15 protein-coding genes and 1 tRNA gene are annotated in these 20,629 nt (G+C 64.6%); 14 read left to right on the forward strand and 2 right to left on the reverse strand.

The annotated features are described in order from the left end of the window. The first annotated feature begins 3 nt into the window (after positions 1 to 3). Positions 4 to 1,470, forward strand: a complete 1,467-nt coding sequence (betB, locus tag RIC54_RS21900) for a betaine-aldehyde dehydrogenase (RefSeq protein ID WP_350088545.1) — start codon at positions 4 to 6, stop codon at positions 1,468 to 1,470. Between the two features lie 6 nt (positions 1,471 to 1,476). Here betB and RIC54_RS21905 read toward each other — a convergent pair whose 3' ends face one another. After that, positions 1,477 to 2,346 carry a lysozyme family protein gene (locus RIC54_RS21905; RefSeq protein WP_350088542.1) on the reverse strand — a complete coding sequence of 290 codons (870 nt, stop codon included), beginning with the start codon at positions 2,344 to 2,346 and terminating at the stop codon, positions 1,477 to 1,479. Positions 2,347 to 2,419: 73 nt separating this feature from the next. After that, on the reverse strand, positions 2,420 to 3,436 hold the full coding sequence (locus tag RIC54_RS21910; protein ID WP_350088539.1) for an N-formylglutamate amidohydrolase: 1,017 nt from the start codon (positions 3,434 to 3,436) through the stop codon (positions 2,420 to 2,422). Between the two features lie 168 nt (positions 3,437 to 3,604). Between RIC54_RS21910 and RIC54_RS21915 the strand changes: the two genes are divergently transcribed. The 13 genes from RIC54_RS21915 to RIC54_RS21975 all read left to right on the forward strand — a co-directional run bounded on the left by RIC54_RS21915 (position 3,605) and on the right by RIC54_RS21975 (position 20,508). Continuing rightward, a tRNA-Val gene (locus tag RIC54_RS21915) sits at positions 3,605 to 3,679 on the forward strand. 567 nt (positions 3,680 to 4,246) lie between these two features. Next, a complete protein-coding gene (locus tag RIC54_RS21920) occupies positions 4,247 to 5,158 on the forward strand; it encodes a LysR family transcriptional regulator (RefSeq protein ID WP_350088536.1) in 912 nt (303 codons plus the stop codon). 157 nt (positions 5,159 to 5,315) lie between these two features. Beyond that, positions 5,316 to 7,052, forward strand: a complete 1,737-nt coding sequence (locus RIC54_RS21925) for an NAD(P)H-dependent oxidoreductase subunit E (protein ID WP_350088534.1) — start codon at positions 5,316 to 5,318, stop codon at positions 7,050 to 7,052. Next, on the forward strand, positions 7,049 to 9,841 hold the full coding sequence (gene fdhF, locus RIC54_RS21930) for a formate dehydrogenase subunit alpha (protein ID WP_350151410.1): 2,793 nt from the start codon (positions 7,049 to 7,051) through the stop codon (positions 9,839 to 9,841). Before RIC54_RS21925 ends, fdhF begins: the two co-directional genes overlap by 4 nt. A gap of 153 nt (positions 9,842 to 9,994) precedes the next feature. Further along, positions 9,995 to 10,711, forward strand: coding sequence for a GntR family transcriptional regulator (locus RIC54_RS21935; RefSeq protein WP_350088529.1), 717 nt, complete (start codon positions 9,995 to 9,997; stop codon positions 10,709 to 10,711). A gap of 27 nt (positions 10,712 to 10,738) precedes the next feature. After that, on the forward strand, positions 10,739 to 12,499 hold the full coding sequence (gene oxc / locus RIC54_RS21940) for an oxalyl-CoA decarboxylase (protein ID WP_350088526.1): 1,761 nt from the start codon (positions 10,739 to 10,741) through the stop codon (positions 12,497 to 12,499). A 42-nt stretch (positions 12,500 to 12,541) separates the two neighbouring features. Next, positions 12,542 to 13,816 carry a formyl-CoA transferase gene (gene frc / locus RIC54_RS21945; protein ID WP_350088523.1) on the forward strand — a complete coding sequence of 425 codons (1,275 nt, stop codon included), beginning with the start codon at positions 12,542 to 12,544 and terminating at the stop codon, positions 13,814 to 13,816. A 54-nt stretch (positions 13,817 to 13,870) separates the two neighbouring features. Continuing rightward, positions 13,871 to 14,758 carry a methionyl-tRNA formyltransferase gene (locus RIC54_RS21950; protein WP_350088520.1) on the forward strand — a complete coding sequence of 296 codons (888 nt, stop codon included), beginning with the start codon at positions 13,871 to 13,873 and terminating at the stop codon, positions 14,756 to 14,758. Positions 14,759 to 14,798: 40 nt separating this feature from the next. Beyond that, on the forward strand, positions 14,799 to 16,466 hold the full coding sequence (locus tag RIC54_RS21955) for a formate--tetrahydrofolate ligase (RefSeq protein ID WP_350088517.1): 1,668 nt from the start codon (positions 14,799 to 14,801) through the stop codon (positions 16,464 to 16,466). A 12-nt stretch (positions 16,467 to 16,478) separates the two neighbouring features. Then, entirely contained in the window at positions 16,479 to 17,336 is an 858-nt protein-coding gene (locus RIC54_RS21960) for a universal stress protein (RefSeq protein WP_350088514.1), read from the forward strand. Between the two features lie 113 nt (positions 17,337 to 17,449). Next, positions 17,450 to 18,418 carry a Bug family tripartite tricarboxylate transporter substrate binding protein gene (locus RIC54_RS21965; RefSeq protein WP_350088512.1) on the forward strand — a complete coding sequence of 323 codons (969 nt, stop codon included), beginning with the start codon at positions 17,450 to 17,452 and terminating at the stop codon, positions 18,416 to 18,418. Between the two features lie 39 nt (positions 18,419 to 18,457). After that, positions 18,458 to 18,961, forward strand: a complete 504-nt coding sequence (locus tag RIC54_RS21970) for a tripartite tricarboxylate transporter TctB family protein (RefSeq protein WP_350088509.1) — start codon at positions 18,458 to 18,460, stop codon at positions 18,959 to 18,961. A gap of 44 nt (positions 18,962 to 19,005) precedes the next feature. Next, the gene (locus tag RIC54_RS21975; protein ID WP_350088506.1) at positions 19,006 to 20,508 is read left to right on the forward strand and encodes a tripartite tricarboxylate transporter permease; all 1,503 of its coding nucleotides are present in this window, start codon (positions 19,006 to 19,008) and stop codon (positions 20,506 to 20,508) included. The last annotated feature ends 121 nt before the right edge of the window (positions 20,509 to 20,629 follow it).

The following is a 20,629-nucleotide window of genomic DNA, read 5'->3' on the forward strand; positions in this document are numbered from 1 at the left end:
GTCATGACGACATTGGACCCCATCGCGTTGTGGATCGGCGGTCGTGCGGTCGACGCGCGCTCCGGCCGCACCTTCATCTCCGAGAATCCGGCCACCGGAAAGCCGCTCGCGGTGATCCAGGAGGCCGGGATAGAGGATGTCGACGCCGCGGTCGCCGCCGCCAAGGCAGCATTTCCGATCTGGTCGGCGATGACCGGGGCTGAACGCGGACGGATCCTGCACCGAGCGGCGCAGATCCTACGCGCCCGCAACGATGCCATCGCCCGGCTGGAGGTGCTGGACACCGGCAAGCCGATCGCCGAGGCCAGTGTTGTCGATGTTGCGTCGGGCGCCGACTGCCTTGAGTTCTTTGCCGGCTTGGCGGCAGCGATTGCCGGCGAACACATCGATCTCGGCAGTGCCTTCGCCTACACGCGGCGCGAACCGCTGGGCGTGTGCGCCGGCATCGGCGCCTGGAACTACCCGATCCAGATCGCCTGCTGGAAGGCGGCGCCGGCGCTCGCCTGCGGCAATACGATGGTGTTCAAGCCCTCGGAGACCACGCCGGTTACGGCGGTCGAACTGGCCAAGGCGCTGGCGGAGGCCGGAGCCCCGCCGGGGGTGTTCAACATCGTCCAAGGCGCGGCCGCGACCGGTCAGGCGCTGGTGGCGCACCCGGACGTCGCCAAGGTCTCGCTGACCGGATCGGTTCCGACCGGCAAACGTGCGATGGCCGCCGCCGCCGAGACACTCAAGCACGTGACCATGGAGCTGGGCGGGAAGTCGCCGCTGCTGGTGTTCGACGACGCTCATGTCGACAACGCGGTGTCGGCGGCGCTGAACGCGAATTTCTATACCCAGGGTGAGATCTGCTCGAACGGCACCCGGGTGTTCGTTCACCGCCGGATCCGCGACGCCTTCGTCGACGCCATGATGCCGCGCATCCAGCGCATGCGGATCGGCGATCCTCTTGATCCCGAAACCACGGTCGGCGCGCTGATCTCACGGGCTCACATGGAAAAGGTGCTCGGCTACGTCGAACGCGGCCGCACGGAAGGAGCGAAGCTGCTGTGCGGCGGCACCCGGGTCGTCGATGGCGCCTGCGCCGACGGCTGGTTCGTCACCCCGACCGTGTTCGAAGCCCCCGACGACAGCCTCACCATCGTGCGCGAGGAGATCTTCGGCCCGGTGATGACATTGCTGGTGTTCGATGACGAGGACGAGGCGGTTACCCGCGCCAACGCCACGCCGTTCGGGCTGGCGGCTGGTCTGTTCACCCGCGATCTGGCACGCGCCCACCGGGTGGCGGCGCGGCTGGAGGCCGGCACGGTCTGGATCAACGACTACAACGTGACGCCGATCGAGATGCCGTTCGGCGGCGTGAAGCAGTCGGGCCTGGGCCGGGAGAACGGCCTGGCCGCGATCGAGCACTATACCCAGCGCAAATCTGTTTTCGTGCAGCTTGGCGACGTGGCAACCTCGTTCCTCTGATTGGTCTCAGCCGCTGTCGCCGGTCCGGATGCCGGCCTTGGCCTCTGCCCGGCGGCGCTTCATCTCGGCCCATTCGGTGAGCACGGCAGCCTTGCGAGCTTCGAACGCCGCGGCGTTGCGGGCGTCGATCATGGCGCGCTGCTTGGCCAGGAATTCGACGTTGGCGGCGCGCGCCTCCTGGATCATCCGGTACTGGTCGGCCTTGCGGGCGCGGGCCTGCGCCAGTTCGGCACGGTGCGCCTCGGCGGCCAGCGCCTCGGCGGTCAGCGCCGGTGCCGAGCCCTGGGCCGCGATCATCAGGTTCTGCCGCTGGCCGTACCACAGGTCATAGACCTTGCCCTGGTAGTAGTCGCCGCGCTTGTCGTCGCGCGAGTGATAGTAGGCGACCGCGTCCTTCCAGGTGCCGACTTCTTCCTTCAGGTCGCGCAGGAAGGCGGCGGCATAGTCGGCGTTGGTCTCCGGATCGAACGCGGAGGCCAGATCGTCGAACGCGTCGGCGTGATAGAACAGGTTCACCTGCATGCAGCCGACGTCGATGTTCTTGACGCCGCGCGCCTGCAGGCGCCGAACTTCGGCGACCGCGGCGGCCTTGCTCGGCAGATATCGCCCACGGCCCTCGGCCATCACGGTCCACGGCCAGGCAAAGCTTGCCTTGTGGTCCCGGCTCCAACGTCCAGTTTCGGCGAGGGAGATCGCGCCCAGAAGGTGGGGGGCGAGGTGGTGGCGGCGTTCGGCGCTGCGCGTCGCCTCGATGCACAGCGTGTGCGCCTCGGGCGTCGGGCTCGAGTCCGCCAGGGCGGCACCGGCGGTGCCCACCGCCCCGAGGGTGGCAGCGGCCAGCAGCAGAAAACACCGGGTCAGGGAACGTCCAAGCATGCTTCACCTCCTGGTCAGAGGTTAAGCAATCGGCGTGCCACTCTCGGGCAGGTTTGGAAGCCGTTCGGGCGATTCAGTCGGCATCGCCCCAGGGACGGCGGGGATCGAAGCTGCCGAGAGCAGCCACCAGGCGGCGCATGTCGGCGGCGACCCGGGCAAACCCGGCGGAGTGCTGGAACCGCCGTTCGTTCATGTAGAGGCCGCGCTTGAGCTCGATCTGCAGGGCGTGCACCCCGGATTCCGGCCGGCCATAGTGTCGGGTGACGAATCCGCCGGCGTAGGGCGTGTTGCGGTGGACGCGGTAGCCCTGGCGGGCCATCACCCGTTCGCAGCGCTGGACCAGCTGTGTGGAGCAGGATCCGCCGTGGCAGTCGCCCAGCACGACGTCGGCCACCGGGTATGCCCGGCCGTCGGCGCCAAGGGTCAGAACGTTCGATGGCATCGAGTGGGCATCGAGCAGGATGCAGTAGCCGAACCGGTCGAGGGTTTCCTCGATCGCGTCGGCCAGGGCGGCGTGGAACGGTCGCCAGCACCCGTCAATGCGCTGCAGGGCGTCGGCAAAGCGAAGCTTGCCGCGGTACACCGGCGCCGAGTTGGAGACCACGCGGGCAATGGTGCCGAGGCCGGCGGCGATCCGGGCGTTCTGGGTGGTGACATAGTCGGGCAGGGCGTCGTCGAACATTGCCGGGTCGAGCTCGAACGGCTCGCGGTTGGCGTCGACATAGACCCGCGGGAACTCCGCCTTGACCAGCGGCGCCCCCAGTTCGGGCGCCGAGGCGAACAACTGGTCGACGAAGGTGTCCTCGCTCGAGCGCAGGGTCAATGTGTCCAGATCGGTGCAGGACAGCAGGTCCTGCGGGTAGCGCTGGCCGCTGTGCGGCGACGACACGACCACCGCCAGGGTCTGGCGCGGCGGCCGCTCGACCGTCACCGGGCCATCGAACGCCGGGCTGCCGAATGCCCGGCCGTCGACCGGCGTGTTCGACGATTCGCGGCGATCGCTCTGGGTAGGGGGAAAAGACGGCACGAAAGACCCCAGGTTCTGGAGGCTATCGGCGGTCTCGCGCCCGGAGTCGAGAACCTCGTCCATACCCTCTGACTTAGAGCAATCCACGGGCCGTGTCACCGGTTCCGGTGGTCGTGGCACGGTCACGGCGGCGCGTTTCGGAAATCCTGTGACACGGGCTTGCATTGCACCGCAGAGGGCATTATGACGAGCCTCCTTGCGGCACCGAAATCCCGAACCGGTGCTGTCGGCGGGCGCGTAGCTCAGCGGGAGAGCACTACGTTGACATCGTAGGGGTCACAGGTTCAATCCCTGTCGCGCCCACCATTGACTTCAAAGGGTTAGAGGGTTCTTGCCAGCCTCGGCGAATACTCGTCCTCACGCCCCCTCCCTGCAGTTTCGTAGTTTGGTCCGCGCCGACAACCCGATACCGAGAGCCTCGGCGATCGCGCGACGCGTTGGACCACTGGTCGGAGCTAGCCGGGCGGCTTCACGCCGAGAATCCGGCGTCGGTCTGTTCCCTCGTCCCGTAGGGCACCTCCTGGTTTCTCCGTTGGCGCCGTCGATTTTTCCTAAGAATGCCCAGTCTCCCTGACCCTGCGGAAATTCTGCTCGGCAATTGCGGCCGGGCCAGTTCGGGAAATGTGGTAGATGTCCTCGCGGCGCAGCTCTCCTTTGCGGATTCACGACCAAGCCTGCAGGGTCAAGGAGCCACGCCTGCTTGGCTGTTTCAGCGTCGGGCGGGCGTTCTCGTCAGAACCAATTCCGGGTTGAGCGATCCCGCATCGGAGCGGCAGGAGAGATGACCGGACACCACAACCCAGACGCAAGATGCGGTGCGATGCCGCCGGCGCTGTGCCGAACGGCGGGCGATTTCCCGGGTCGACGGTAGCCATGCAGCTCCGGCATCTCCGCTACTTCGTCGCGCTCAGCCGGGAGAAGCATTTCGGCCGGGCCGCCGAGGTCTGCAACGTCACGCAGTCGACTCTATCGGCTGCGATCCGCCAGCTCGAGACCGAGATGGGCGCACCGCTGATCGAACGCGACAAGCGCTTCAAGGGTTTCACCGCCGAGGGCAAGGTGCTGCTCGACTGGGCGACCCGGGTGGTGGCCGAGCGCGAGGTCCTGGACCAGCAGATCGGGCTGCTGCGCGGCGAACTCTCCGGCGAGCTGGCGCTGGGCGTGGTGCCCTCGGCGCTGCCGACCATTGGGCTGCTGACCACACCCTTTGCCCGCCGTCATCCGAACGTCACCCTGCGGATCCTCTCCCGTACCTCCGACGACATCCAGCGGATGCTCGACGAGTTCGTCATTGACGTCGGCATCACCTATCTGGACAGCGAGCCGCTGCATGGCGTCACGACGGTTCCGCTCTACACCGAGCGCTACATCCTGCTCACGCCGGAGCGCGGACCGTTCCGAGGCCGCACGACTGTCACCTGGCGCGAGGCGGCCGAAACCCCGCTCTGCCTGCTGACACCCGACATGCAGAACCGACGAATACTCAACGGCGTGTTTGCCTCGGTGGGCTGCGCACCACGGGTCCATGCCGAAACCAACTCCGTGCTCACGCTCTGCTCGCACATCCGCACCGCCGGCTGGTCGAGTGTGCTGCCGTACAACCTGCTGTGGCTCTTCGGCACGCCGCTTGGCATGCTGGCTCTGCCATTGACCGAGCCGGAGCCGCGTTTCACCATGGGCATGGCAGTACGCCGCCAGAATCCGATCCCGCCGCTGGTCGAGGCGTTCACAAAGTCCGTGAAAGCGATCGACCTGGAAGCTGAGATGAAGCCTCGCAACGGCTGATCGTTGATCGAGAAAACCGATTACGAATACAGAAAAACTCGTTTGATTTCGATTTTAGCGCAGGCCATCGTCGTGCATGTAGGGCGGGGTTCAGCCGCTCGATGGATTTCCGCTTTAATTGCGGCCCGATGAACGATGCCGCGTCTTGGAGGAAGCGATGACGGGAACCGGAGCCGTCGGGCCTGGTCGCGGGGCCGACCCGGTAGATGCGCATGGCCGGGTTGAGCGGGCTTCCGGCGGGGTCGGGCGCAGGGGGCGTGCGTTCAACAAGGGCCGCCAGGTCGACCCGGCGGCGCTCGAGGAGGTCCGCTTTGTTCTGGGCGACGCGCCGCGGCGCCGCGACCTTCTAATCGAACACCTGCATGCGGTTCAGGACCACTTCGGACACCTGTCGGCCCGGCATCTGGCGGCGCTGGCCCATGACATGCGGCTTGCGATGGCCGAGGTCTGGGAGGTGGCGACGTTCTACGCGCATTTCGACGTGGTGAAGGAGGACGCCGTCCCGCCGCCGGCGGTGACGGTGCGGGTGTGCGACAGCCTGAGCTGTGCGCTAGCGGGGGCGGAGCGTCTGCTGGGCGCGCTGCGGTCCGATGTCGGCGGCGATGTCCGGGTGGTGCGCGCACCCTGCATGGGCGCCTGCGACAAAGCGCCGGTCGCGGCGGTCGGCCATGGCCTGGTCGAGCGGGCCGATGCGGCGTCCGTCGCCCGGCGCATCGCCGCTCCGGATCGCGCCGAGGTGCTGAACCCGGTGCGGCTAGCGGCTTACCGGGCCGACGGCGGCTACAACCTGCTGCAGCGCTGCCTGGACGGTTCGGTGACGCCGGAGGCGGTGATCGAGGCGCTGCAGGCCGCCGGTCTGCGCGGCCTGGGCGGCGCCGGGTTCCCGACGGCGCGCAAATGGTCTCTGGTGCGCCAGGCACCGGGGCCCCGGCTGATGGCGGTGAACGCCGACGAGGGCGAGCCCGGCACCTTCAAGGACCGCTGGTACCTGGAGCGCGACGTCCACCGGATGCTCGAGGGCATGCTGGTCGGTGCCTGGGTGGTCGGTGCCGAGGCGGTCTACATCTACCTGCGCGACGAGTACCCGCAGATCCACGAGGTCCTGCTGGAGGAGATCGCGGCGTTGACCGCTGCCGGCCTAGCACCGCACACCGAGATCCACCTCCGACGCGGTGCCGGCGCTTACATCTGCGGCGAAGAGTCGGCGATGATCGAGAGCATCGAGGGCAAGCGCGGCCTGCCGCGCCACCGCCCGCCCTACGTCGCCCAGCGCGGGCTCTTCGACCGGCCGACCCTGGTCAACAACGTGGAGACCCTGTGGTGGGTCCGCGACATCGTGGAGAAGGGCGGCGAGTGGTTCGCCGACCAGGGCAAGCCCGGTCATCCCGGGCTGCGCAGCTATTCGGTATCGGGGCGGGTACGGAACCCCGGGGTGAAAGTCGTGGCAGCCGGGGTGACGGCGCGCGAACTGATCGAGGAGCACTGCGGCGGCATGCTCGACGGTCATGCCTTCAAGGGTTACCTGCCGGGCGGTGCGTCTGGCGGTATCCTGCCGGCGTCGATGGCCGACATCCCGCTCGATTTCGGGCAATTGGAGAAGCACGGCTGCTTCGTCGGCAGCCACGCCGTTGTGATTCTGTCGGACCACGACGACATGAAGGACGTGGCGCTGAACCTGATGCGGTTCTTCGAGGATGAGAGTTGTGGTCAGTGCACGCCGTGCCGGGCCGGCACTGAGAAGGCGGCGACCCTGATGGCGAGCGGAGACTGGGACCAGCCGCTGCTGGAGGAGTTGACGGGTGTGATGCGCGACGCCTCGATCTGCGGCCTGGGACAGGCGGCGGGCAACCCGATACTCAGCGTCATGAAGTTCTTCCCGGAGGATCTGCGATGACCGATGCCACCCCGCCGAAGAACATCCGCTTCGAACTCGACGGCCACACGGTCGACGCCCTGCCGGGAGAGACCATATGGCAGGTCGCCGATCGGCTCGGCACCGAGATCCCGCATCTGTGCTGGAAGCCGGCCCCCGGCTACCGCGGCGACGGCAACTGCCGGGCCTGCATGGTGGAGATCGAGGGCGAACGGGTCCTGGCGGCGTCCTGCATCCGCACGCCAACCGAAGGCATGAAGGTCCAGTCGGCGTCGGAGCGTGCCAAGAGTTCCCGCAAGCTGGTGATGGAACTGCTGGTGGCTGACCAGCCGGCTCGCGCGCAGTCGCACCAGCCGGACTCCACCCTGTGGAAGTTCGCCGACAGCCAGGGCGTAGAGGCCAGCCGGTTCCCGGCGCATGCCACGCCGGAAGACGACAGTTCGCACCCGGGTATCGCGGTCAACCTGGACGCCTGTATCCAGTGCAACCTGTGCGTCCGGGCGTGCCGCGAGGTCCAGGTGAACGACGTCATCGGCCTGGCCTACCGCGGCCATCAGGCGAAGATCGTGTTCGACTTTGACGACGCCATGGGGGCGAGCACCTGCGTGGGCTGCGGCGAGTGCGTGCAGGCCTGCCCGACCGGGGCGCTGATGCCGAAGACCGCGCTGGACGCGTTCGGGCTGTTCAAGGGCAAGGCCGACCGGCAGGTGGAGAGCGTGTGCCCCTATTGCGGGGTCGGCTGCCAGCTGACCTTCAACATCAAGGACGAGGCGTTGGCCTGGGTCGACGGCAAGGAAGGCCCGGCGAACGCCAGCCGTCTGTGCGTCAAGGGCCGCTACGGCTTCGACTACATTTCCAACCCGCAGCGCCTGACCAAGCCGCTGATCCGGCGCGATGACGTGCCCAAGTCGGCCTCGCTGCCGATCGACCCGTCAAACCCCTACAGCCATTTCCGCGAGGCCAGCTGGGAAGAGGCGCTGGACCGCGCGGCGGGCGGGCTGCTGTCGATCAAGGGTGAACACGGCGGCAAGGGCCTGGCAGGGTTCGGGTCGGCCAAGGGCTCCAACGAGGAGGCCTACCTGGTCCAGAAGCTGGTGCGCACCGGGTTCGGAACCAACAACGTCGACCATTGCACCCGGCTGTGCCACGCCAGTTCGGTGGCGGCCCTGATGGAGACCATCGGCTCCGGGGCGGTTACCGCCGGGTTCCGCGAGGCGGTGAACGCCGACGTCATCGTGGTGATCGGGGCCAACCCGACGGTCAATCACCCGGTGGCCGCCACCTTCATCAAGAACGCTGCCAAGCGCGGTGCGAAACTGGTGGTGCTGGACCCCCGGGGCCAGGCGCTGACCCGGCACGCCACCCACATGCTGCAATTCAAGCCGGGCACCGACGTCGCCCTGCTGAACGCGATGATGAACGTGATCGTGACCGAGGAGCGGTTCGACCGGCAGTACATCGATGGCTACACCGAAGGATTCGAGGCGCTGAAGGCTAGCGTGTCGGCGTTCACGCCGGAGGCCATGAGTCCGATCTGCGGGATCGAGCCGGAGCGGATCCGCGAGGTTGCCCGGCTGTACGCCGACGCCGAGCAGGCCATCATCTTCTGGGGCATGGGCGTCTCCCAGCACACCCACGGCACTGACAACGCGCGCTGCCTGATATCGCTGGCGCTGATGTGCGGGCAGGTCGGCCGTCCCGGTACCGGGCTGCACCCGCTGCGCGGCCAGAACAACGTCCAGGGCGCGTCGGACGCCGGCCTGATCCCGATGATGTTCCCGGACTACAAGCTGGTTGAGAATGCCGACATCCACGCCCGGTTCGAGGAGTTCTGGGGAACATCCCTGGATCCGAAGAAGGGGCTGACGGTGGTCGAGATCACCGACGCGATCCACGCCGGCACGATCCGGGGCGTCTACGTGATGGGCGAGAACCCGGCGATGTCTGACCCCGACCAGCATCACACCCGCTCCGCCCTGGAGATGCTGGAGCACCTGGTGGTCCAGGACATCTTCCTCACCGAGACTGCAGCGTTCGCCGATGTGGTGCTGCCGGCGTCGGCGTTCCCGGAGAAGACCGGCACGGTGACCAACACCAACCGACAGGTCCAGATGGGCCGCCAAGCCCTGCAGCCGCCCGGCGATGCCCGCCAGGACTGGTGGATCGTCCAGGAGATCGCCAAACGGATGGGGCTGGACTGGAACTACACCGGTCCCAGCGAGGTGTTCGCGGAGATGGCCCGGGTCATGCCGTCGCTGGCCAACATCACCTGGGAGCGGCTGGAGCGCGAGGACGCCGTGACGTACCCGTGCGCCGGGCCGGACGAGCCGGGCAAGGGAGTGATCTTCGGTGACGGCTTCCCGACCGCCAGCGGCCGCGGCAAGTTCGTGCCGACGCAGATCCTGCCGCCCGACGAGTTGCCGGACGCCGCGTTCCCGCTGGTGCTGACCACCGGACGGCTGCTGGAGCATTGGCACACCGGGTCGATGACCCGGCGGGCCAGCGTGCTGGACGCGCTGGAGCCGGACGCGCACGTGCACGTCAACCCGGACGACCTGGGGCGTTGGGACATCGCACCGGGCCAGATGGTGCGGGTGGCGACCCGCCGCGGCGCCATCGAACTGGCCGCCCGCAGCGACCCCTACGTGCCGGCCGGCGTGGTGTTCATCCCGTTCTGCTACAGCGAGGCTGCCGCCAACTTCCTGACCAACCCGGCGCTCGACCCGTTCGGCAAGATCCCCGAGCTCAAGTTCGCCGCCGCGCGCCTCGAACCCGCAGGCACAGCCGCAACTGCAACCGCCGCTCAGTAGACAGAGAAACGCTGCTGAGCTCTCAGCTTCGAAACAGGCCCTGCCGGCTTCGGAACGCTGGTATGGAAAACCGGATGTGTGGTATACCATATACAAACGCGCACTGCGGATGCGATAACCGCAGGCAGGGTCGGTATCGGGAGGGCGCTGTAGGTGTCGATTAGCGACAAGCTCAGTCCTATCGCTGAGAACTTCAGCTTGAAGTCTCACACCTTCGAACTGCTGCGTGCGGCGATCCTCGACATGGATATCTACCGGCCTGACGTGGACCTGCGTCTGGACGAGCGGAAGTTGGCCGAGAAGCTCGGGGTGTCCAGAACGCCCATTCGCGAGGCGCTGGCGCAGCTGGCGCAGGAAGGTCTCGTCCACATCGTTGCGCGCAAGGGTGTCTTCGTATGCCGCAAGACGCGTGAAGAGATTCTGGAAATGGTTGTCACCTGGGCGGCGCTGGAAAGCATGGCGGCACGGCTGGCGACGCAGAACGCCAGCGACGCGGAACTGCAAGCGTTGCGGGACTTCGCCATTGAGCACAGCAGCGACGTGGAACGGGCGGATTTAGAAGAGTACTCCGACGCCAATATCGTCTTCCATCAGACCATATTGGAACTCTCGGGGTGCCAATTGCTGAAGAAGATGGCCGATACGCTTTTCACCCACATGCAGGCGGTGCGGCGGCGTGCCATGGGCGAGAGCGATCGCGCCCGCCGATCCGTCGCCGATCACATGGGGATCATCGATGCGCTGATCTCCCGCGATGCGGATCTCTCATCGCGCCGGGTGCGCGAACACACGATGCGGTTGCACGATCACATCGCCAAGACGTGGTCCCGGATAGAGGCCCTCGGTTCGTGGCGAGATATGGCCAGTTGATCTTCAAGGAATGGGAAGAGGAACCACATGACCCTCGCTGGTACAGCGCCTGCCGCTAAATCGGAGAATGCGGACAGCGCCGGGACGTCGGCACCGCAGGATTTGACCGACGGCTTCCACCTGATCATCGACGCCCTCAAGCTGAACGGCTTGAACACGATCTATGGGGTGCCCGGTATTCCGATCACCGATTTCGGCCGCATGGCGCAGGCCGAGGGCATACGGGTGATCTCGTTCCGCCATGAGCAGAACGCCGGCAACGCTGCGGCGATCGCCGGTTACCTGACCCAGAAGCCGGGTCTGTGCCTGACCGTCTCGGCGCCCGGCTTTCTGAATGGCCTGACGGCGCTGGCGCACGCGACCACCAACTGCTGGCCGATGATCCTGATGTCGGGGTCGTCCGAGCGGGAGATCGTGGACCTCCAGCAGGGCGACTACGAGGAGATGGACCAGCTGGCGATCGCCAAGCCACTCTGCAAGGCGGCCTACCGAATCCTTCATGCCGCGGACATCGGCATCGGAATTGCCCGCGCGATCCGCGCCGCGGTGTCCGGCCGTCCCGGTGGCGTCTACCTCGACCTGCCGGCGAAGCTGTTCGGGCAGGTCATGGACGCCACAGCTGGTGCCAAGTCCCTGGTCAAAGTGATCGACCCCGCGCCAAAGCAACTTCCCGCGCCCGATGCGATCGAGCGTGCGCTGGGAGTTCTGAAGGGCGCCAAGCGGCCGCTCATCATCCTCGGCAAGGGCGCTGCCTATGCGCAGGCTGACGATGCGATTCGCCAGTTCGTGGAGAAAAGCGGCGTCCCCTATCTGCCGATGAGCATGGCAAAGGGCATCCTGCCCGACGATCATCCGCTCTCGGCCGGTGCGGCGCGTTCGCTGGTTCTCAAGGACTGCGATGTCGTCATGATGATCGGCGCGCGCCTGAACTGGCTTCTGTCCCATGGCAAGGGAAAGCAGTGGGGCACCGAGCCGAAGCAGATCATCCAGATCGACATCGAGCCGAAAGAGATGGACAGCAACGTCCAGATTGTCGCGCCGATCGTCGGGGACATCGCTTCCTGCGTCTCGGCCCTGCTCGACGCCATGGGGTCGAAGTGGCAGGCGAGCTATCCGGACTGGACCAGCACCGTCCGGGAAAAGGTCGAGTCCAACGTCGCCAAGATGGCGCCGAGGCTGATGAACAACAACGTGCCGATGGACTACCACGGTGCGCTCGGTGCGCTGAAGCCGATCATCCAGGCGCATCCCGATACGATCTTCGTGAACGAGGGCGCCAACACGCTCGATTTCGCACGTTCCATCATCGACATGTACAAGCCCCGCAAGCGCCTCGACGTGGGCACCTGGGGCGTCATGGGCATCGGGATGGGTACCGCGATCGCCGCGGCGATCGAGACCGGACAGAAGGTCCTTGCGGTCGAGGGCGACAGCGCCTTCGGCTTCTCCGGCATGGAGGTGGAAACGATCTGCCGCTACAACCTGCCGGTCTGCGTCATCGTCTTCAACAATAACGGCATTTACCGAGGCACGGACGTCAATCCGAGCGGCGGTTCCGACGTTGCGACGACCGTTTTTGTGAAGGACGCGCGCTACGATGTCATGATGCAGGCCTTTGGCGGCGTCGGCATCAACGCCACGACGCCGGACGAGCTTTCGCGTGCCGTGAACCAGTTCATGGACGACGGCAAGCCAACCCTCATCAACGCCGTCATCGACCCGCAATCCGGCACGGAGAGCGGCCGTATCGGCAATCTGAACCCACAGAGTGTGGTGTCCAAGAAATAGACCAACCTCGGCCAATCAAAGGTTTCGTGAAGGTTACATACGATGAAAGCTCTGGAAGGCGTCAAAGTTCTCGATTTCACCCACGTCCAGTCAGGTCCGACCTGCACGCAGCTTCTGGCGTGGCTGGGGGCGGACGTAATCAAGGTGGAGCGGCCCGGCGTTGGCGATGCGACGCGCAAGCAGCTTGTCGACAAGCCGGGCGCGGACAGCCTCTATTTCACCATGCTCAACCACAACAAGCGTTCGATCGAGATCAACTCGAAGAACGAGGCGGGCAAGGAAGTCCTGACCAAGCTCATCGAGACGTGCGATGTCCTGGTCGAGAACTTCGCGCCCGGCGCGCTCGATCGGATGGGTTTCTCCTGGGAGAACATCCAGAAGATCAACCCCAGGATCATCGTGGCCTCGGTCAAGGGCTTCGGTCCCGGCCAGTACGAAGATTGCAAGGTTTACGAGAACATCGCGCAGTGTGCCGGTGGAGCGGCTTCGACGACGGGATTTCTTGACGGCCCGCCGCTTGTGACCGGAGCGCAGATCGGCGATTCCGGAACCGGGCTGCACCTGGCGCTGGGGATCGTCGCCGCGCTGTTCCAGCGCGAGAAGTCAGGCCGCGGACAGAAGGTCCTGGCGCCGATGCAGGACGGGGTGATCAACCTCTGCCGGGTCAAGCTGCGCGACCAGCAGCGCCTGGAAGCGGGCCCGCTGACCGAGTATTCGCAGTTCGGCGAGGGCATCCCGTTCGGGGAAGCAACGCCGCGGGCCGGCAACGACTCCGGCGGCGGTCAGCCCGGACGGATCCTGAAATGCAAGGGCTGGGAGACCGATCCCAACGCCTACACGTACTTCATCACCCAGGCCGCGGCGTGGGAAAAGGTCTGCGACGTGATCGGCAAGCCGGAATGGAAGACCGATCCGGACTACGCGACGCCGAAGGCACGGTTGCCGCGCCTCAACACGATGTTCGAGGCGATCGAGGCCTGGACCATGACCAAGACCAAGTTCGAGGTCATGGAAATCTGCAACCCGCACGACATCCCGGTCGGCCCGATCCTCAGCATGAAGGAAATTGCCGAGGACCAGGGACTGCGGGCAACGGGAACGATCGTCGAGGTCGATCATCCCGAGCGCGGCAAGTACCTCAGCGTCGGCTGCCCGATCAAGCTGTCGGACAGCCCTGTCGAGGTGACTCGGTCTCCGCTGCTCGGAGAGCACACGACCGAGATCCTCAAGGACCTGCTGGGTTACTCCGGCGAGGACCTTGAGCGCATCGTCGGATCGGGAGCGGTCGGCGACGTCAAGCGGGTCGCTGCGGAGTAGGTAGACAAGGGAAGACCGGCGCAAGACCGATCGGACCGGAACGGGAGGAATTCGATGCGAATTGTCGTCCACGGACAGCAGGCATTCGGCAAGGCTGTGCTAGAGCGGCTGCTGGAGCGCGGCGAGAACGTCGTGGCGGTATGCTGCGCGCCGGCGAAGGAAGGCAGGCCGGAAGATCCGCTTGCGGAGTACGCCGCCGAGAAAGGCCTTCCCGTGCACCGGCCGGCCTCATGGAAGACGCCAGAAGCGCTCGAACTGATGAAGAGCTTCAAGGCCGATGTCTGCATGATGGCCTACGTGCTGCTGTTCGTGCCGCAGGAGGTCAGGGATGCGCCGACCTACGGCACGTTCCAGTACCACCCGTCTCTATGCCCCTGGCACCGTGGGCCGTCATCGATCAACTGGCCGATCGCTATGGGCAAGACGCAAACCGGCCTGACGATCTTCTGGCCCGACGACGGCTTGGATGAAGGTCCGATCATGCTGCAGAAGACCTGCGAGATCGGACCCGACGAAACGCTGGGCGACGTCTATTTCAAGAAGCTCTTTCCGATGGGGGTCGATGCGATGATCGAAGGCCTCGAACTCGTAAAGGCCGGAGTCATCCTGAAGCACGACCAGCGGCTGGAGGATGGTTCGTACGAGAGCTGGTTCAAGGCCGAGCATGCCCGGATCGATTGGTCCAAGCCCGCGCGCGACGTCTACAACGTCATCAGAGCCGCGAACCCCGCCCCGGGCGCCCATACGACGATTGCCGGGACCGAGGTTCAGGTCTTTGACTGCAAGCTCCTGGACGGAGACGGGACGCCGGGCGATCTCGTCGAGAAGAACGACGCCGGGATCGTGATGCAGGCGAACGGCGGCCGGATCCTGATCGAACGTGTCCGCCCTGCCGGTGGACAGAAGCAGCCGGCGGCCGCCTGGATCGCCGAGCATGGTTGACGTCAGCAAATACACACAACCGCGGAAAGAGTGACCGGCCATGTCAGACATCGAAATCGCCCGTGCCGCCAACAAGAAGCCGATCCAGGAGATCGGCGCCAGTCTCGGCATCCCGGCCGAACATCTTGTGCCCTACGGCCATGACAAGGCGAAGATCTCGGCGGAGTTCATCAAGTCCTGTTCGACGAAGAAAAATGGTCACTTGATCCTGGTCACGGCGATCAACCCGACGCCGGCAGGCGAAGGCAAGACGACGACGACCGTCGGTCTGGGTGACGGCCTGAACGCCATCGGCAAGAAGGCGATGATCTGCATCCGCGAGGCGTCGCTCGGCCCGAATTTCGGGATGAAGGGTGGCGCCGCCGGCGGCGGGTATTCCCAGGTCGTGCCGATGGACGACATGAACCTCCACTTCACCGGCGACTTCCACGCGATCACGTCGGCACACAACCTTCTCGCAGCGATGCTCGACAACCACGTCTACTGGGGCAACGCGCTCGACATCGATGCCCGCCGCGTCGCGCTGCGCCGGGTGATGGACATGAACGACCGGGCGCTCAGGCAGGTCGTCTGCAATCTCGGCGGTGTCGCCAACGGATTTCCGCGTGAATCGGGTTTCGACATCACCGTCGCATCCGAGGTGATGGCGATCCTGTGTCTGGCGTCCGACCTTGCCGATCTTGAGCGGCGATTGGGCGACATCATTGTCGCCTACCGCCGTGACAGGACTCCCGTCTACGCTCGGGACATCAAGGCTGACGGCGCGATGGCGGTCCTGCTCAAGGATGCCATGCAGCCGAACCTGGTCCAGACACTGGAGAACAATCCGGCTTTCGTGCATGGCGGCCCGTTCGCCAATATCGCCCATGGCTGCAACTCGGTCGTGGCGACGACAACGGCGCTCAAGCTTGCCGACTACGTGGTGACCGAAGCCGGTTTTGGGGCAGACCTTGGCGCCGAGAAGTTTTTCGACATCAAGTGCCGCAAGGCGTCTCTGCGGCCGTCGGCGGTGGTTCTGGTCGCGACCGTGCGCGCGATGAAGATGAACGGTGGCGTCAAGAAAGACGATCTGGGTAAGGAGAACGTCGAGGCGGTGAAGAAGGGCTGCGCGAACCTCGGCCGCCATATCGAGAACCTGACGAAGTTCGGCGTGCCGATGGTCGTCGGCATCAACCACTTCGTCACCGATACCGACGCCGAGGTACAGGCGATCAAGGACTACTGTTCGGAGCGCGGGGTTGAAGCGATCCTGAACACGCACTGGGCGAACGGCGGCAAGGGCATCGAGGAAACGGCGCGGAAAGTCGTGGCGCTGTGCGAAGGCGGCACGGCCGATTACCGCCCGCTCTATCCCGACGACATGCCGCTGTTCCAGAAGATCGAGACGATCGCCAAGGAAATCTATCGAGCCGACGAGGTCGTCGCCGACGCGAAGATTCGCGGCCAGTTGAAGGAGTGGGAAGAACAGGGCTACGGCAACCTGCCGGTGTGCATGGCCAAGACCCAGTACTCGTTCACTACCGACCCGAACTGGCGCGGTGCGCCGACCGGTCACAACCTGCCTGTGCGCGAGGTCCGTCTGTCGGCAGGGGCCGGGTTTGTCGTGGTTATCTGCGGCGAGATCATGACCATGCCTGGACTGCCCAGGACGCCGGCTGCGGAAACCATTCGCATCAACAAGGAAGGTCTGATCGACGGCCTGTTCTGAGGGGATTCTGGCGTGATACGCAAAATTCTCGTCCCGGTGAGGGGAGACGGCAAGGGCGACAACGTACTCGCCCACGCGGCCGCGATTGCGCATCGCCATACGTCCCACGTCGTCGTCGTGCACTGCCGGCCGCGTCCCCAGGATCTGATGCCCTATGGCATCTACATCCCGGATTTCCTGCGCAAACAGCTTGTCGAACAGTCGTACAAGCTGGCCGATCAGGAGGAGGCGGGCCTCCGAGACGAACTCAGAGCGCTCGCACTCAAGCTGAATCTTGACGATTCAGGCGACAGGATTGGCAAGGTTGCGACCGTCGAGTTCGTCGAGGAGGCCGGTCGGCAGGTCGACGTCATCAAGCGGCGGGGGCGACTGGCCGACGTGATCGCGGTGGCCAAACCTGACCGGGACAGGAACCTGGGTGCAAACACCCTCAAGGCTGCCTTGTTTCATTCCGGACGTCCGGTCCTCATGTGTCCGCCCCGGGCGACGCCGCCGGAGACACTGAGTGCGAAGGTTACCATCGCCTGGAACGGCAGTGCGGAGGCCGCTCAAGCGCTGTCGCGGTGCAAGTCCATCCTGCGTGGCGCCGATACGATCTGGGTGCTGTCGAACGGTACCGACGCCGGGCCGGGTACATCGGTCGATGACCTGGTTTCGTACCTCAAACTGCACGACATCAAGACCACGGTGGAGATGTTCTCCGCGAGCGAAAAAGCCGGCCGGGAATTGTTGCGGGTCAGCGCCAGTCTCGGGGCTGACATGATGATCATGGGCGCCTACGGCGACAGCCATGAGCGTGAAACTGTTTTCGGCGGCAATTCCCAGGCGGTTGTTGATACAGCAACCATGCCGGTTCTTCTCAATCACTGACTGGAGGCAGCAAAAACAAGTATCTATGCACTTGCCTATCAAGGCCGCGCTAAGAACGGCAGCAAGATGTGAACGAACCGAAATAATAATATATTCCTATAGGGAGGAATGAAATGGCGTTTACCTCAAAAATATTGTCCGGTTTGGCCGGTGTCGCTGCGCTGGGCATGATGAGCTTGGCGGCTCCGGCGCAGGCGTGGGAACCGAACAAACCCATCGACTTCGTGATCATGGCCGGCGCTGGCGGCGGGGCCGATCAGATCGCCCGCTTCCTGCAGTCAGTGGCCGAGAAGAAGAACCTGACGACCCGCCCTCTCGTGCCCAATAACAAGGGTGGTGGATCGGGTGCCGAGGCGCTCATTGCCCTCAAGGACAGCTCTGATCCGGATCATACGATCCTCGTCACGCTGAACTCATTCTTCACGACGCCGCTGCGTCAGCCGAAGCTGGGTATCGACATTGCGACCTTCACGCCGATTGCGATGATGGGCGTCGATCCATTCGTTCTCTGGGTTCACAAGGACAGCGGGATCAAGACGTTCGAAGATTGGCTCAAGACCGTGAAGGCCGAGCCCAACTACATCATGGGCGGCACCGGCAAGGGCCAGGAAGACTCCATCGTGATTGCCTTCATGGAGAAAGCCTTCGACATCAAGGTCAAGTACATCCCGTACAAGGGCGGTGGGGCCGTCGCCAAGGATCTTGCCGGCAAGCAGATCATGGCCACGGTCAACAATCCTTCGGAAACCAAGGGCTTCTATGCGTCTGGTGACGTAGTCCCGCTGCTGGCCTTCTCGGACGAACGCATGCCGGCGTTCCCCGACGTCCCGACCGTCAAGGAGAAGGGGCAGACGTTCAGCTACTACAACCAGCGGGCGGTCGTCGGTGCCCCGGGCATGTCGGCTGATGCGGCAGCTTACTACCAGCAGCTCTTCAAGACGATCTACGAGACCGACGAGTGGCAGGGCTACATGAAGTCGGAAAGCCTCTCGCCGCTCTGGATGGCCCCGGACAAGCAGAAGGTCTACTGGACCACTCAGGTCGAGAACCACAAGGAACTGCTCGCCGCCTCGGACCAGTGAGTTCGGCGACCCGGTTCTCGGCTACGGAGGGAGGCCGAATTGCGCCTCGGTGAATTTGTTACGGCAGCTATTCTGGCCGCTCTATCCATCTACCTGATGTGGAAAAGTTCCGAGCTGGAAATCGGCTATATCAGGGGCGAAGGACCGGGAGGCGGGGCTTGGCCGTTCTGGCTCTCGGCGATCATGCTGATCTGCACGGCCCTGATCGCATACAATGCGGGAAGGCGGACATCTCCGCCTTCCCGTTCCACCGAGCCGGTTCTCGATGCCGAGGGCCGGAAGATGTTGGTGCAGGTCTTCGGCGGGATCGTGGTCTTCGTCGCGCTCGTGAGCATCATCTCGATGTACGGCGCAATGATGGTCTTCCTGTTCTACTATCTTTGGTTCCTTGGACGGCATGGGCTCTACTTGTCGCTCTCGATTTCGATCCTCACGCCTGTCGTGTTCTTTTTCTTCTTCGAAGCACTGATGCGCGTAACGTTGCCCAAGGGCATGCGGTTCACCGAGCCGTTTTTCAACATGCTCAACACCATCATCTACTGATCTGACAGGCAGCACGTACGGCTGAACGTGGCGGAGGAGATCGCGTGGAAATTCTGGGACATCTTCTGGACGGCCTTGCACAGGCGTCACAGCCGATCAACCTGCTGCTGATCGTCGTCGGCGTTACACTCGGCTTGTTCATCGGCATGATGCCGGGGTTGGGCTCGGTGAATGGTGTAGCGATCCTGTTGCCCATTACCTTCCTGGTGCCACCCGCGTCGGCGATCATCTTTCTTGCCGCGATCTACTATGGCGCCATGTACGGGGGCGCCATCAGTTCGATCACCCTCGGCATACCAGGCGCCTCAACGGCGGTAGCGACGACTTTCGACGGGCGACCACTGGCGCTCAAGGGGCGCGCCAGCCTTGCGCTCGTGACGGCCGCCATTGCGTCCTTCGCTGGCGGTACCGTATCGATCGTCTTGTTCACGATGTTTGCGCCGCCATTGGCGTCGGTTGCCCTGAGCTTCGGTCCGCCGGAAATCTTCGCCCTCATGCTGCTGGCCTTTGCGACTTTCGTCGGGCTGGGTGGGGACGACATTCCGAAAACCGTCCTGTCGATCTGCTTAGGGTTGGTTCTCGCGGCCGTTGGGTTCGACGAAATCTCCGGCGAGCCGCGCCTCGTGTTCTTTGACATTTCGGGGTTCCTGCACGGCATCAACTTCCTGGTGCTGGCGATCGGCATCTACGGTATCGGCGAGATGCTGTGGACGATCGATACGACGCGCGGAAAAGTGACCTCCACTGAAGCCAGGATGACGGTCAAAGGCGTGCTCGCGGACACCCGGGAATGCCTGACCAAGGGCTGGAAGGGCATGTCCATCGGCTCCTTCCTCGGGTTCTTTGTCGGAATCCTGCCTGCGGCCGGCGCGACGCCGGGGTCGCTGATGGCATACGGTGTCGCCAAACTCACCTCACGCAATCCCAAATCCTACGGTACCGGCAACGTCGACGGTGTTGCCGCGCCGGAGGCCGCCAACAATTCGGCTTCGACCGGCTCGATGCTGCCGATGCTCACACTCGGCATTCCGGGTTCACCGACCACCGCCATCCTGCTCGGCGGCATGGTGATCTGGGGCCTCACGCCCGGGCCGCGGCTTTTTGGAGATGAGCCCGAGTTCGTCTGGGGATTGATTGGATCGTTCTACCTGTCCAACTTCTTCGCCCTGGTGATTAACCTGTCCTTCATTCCGCTGTTCATATGGATGCTGCGGATGCCGTTCGCCATCCTGGCGGCGATGATCTTCGTGTTGTCGATCGTCGGCGGTTATGCGGCGACGACGGACATGCACGATGTTTGGCTGATGCTGCTGTTCGGCCTGGGCGGGTTCTTCCTGCGCAAGTTCGAATACCCGGTTGCCCCTGCGGTTCTGGCCATCGTACTAGGGCCCATTGCAGAACCAACATTGCGGCAATCACTGCTTCTGTCGTCGGGCGATATGACCATCTTCTTCACCCGGCCGATCGCAGGACCGATCACGGTCATCGCGATTGTGCTCATCCTTCTACCGCTGTTCAAACTGATACGAAGCAGGTATCGCGGCTAGGATCCCCTCGGTGCGCCGCCTGTTCGGCACGGGCGCTGCCGCGTCGGCGGGACTGGATCTCGGGGTGGTTCGGGACAATCGGTGTTCATCCCTGTACCATTGTTGCCGTGAACGACCACTG

The organism is Thalassobaculum sp. (assembly GCF_040219215.1).
Lineage (GTDB): Bacteria > Pseudomonadota > Alphaproteobacteria > Thalassobaculales > Thalassobaculaceae > Thalassobaculum_A.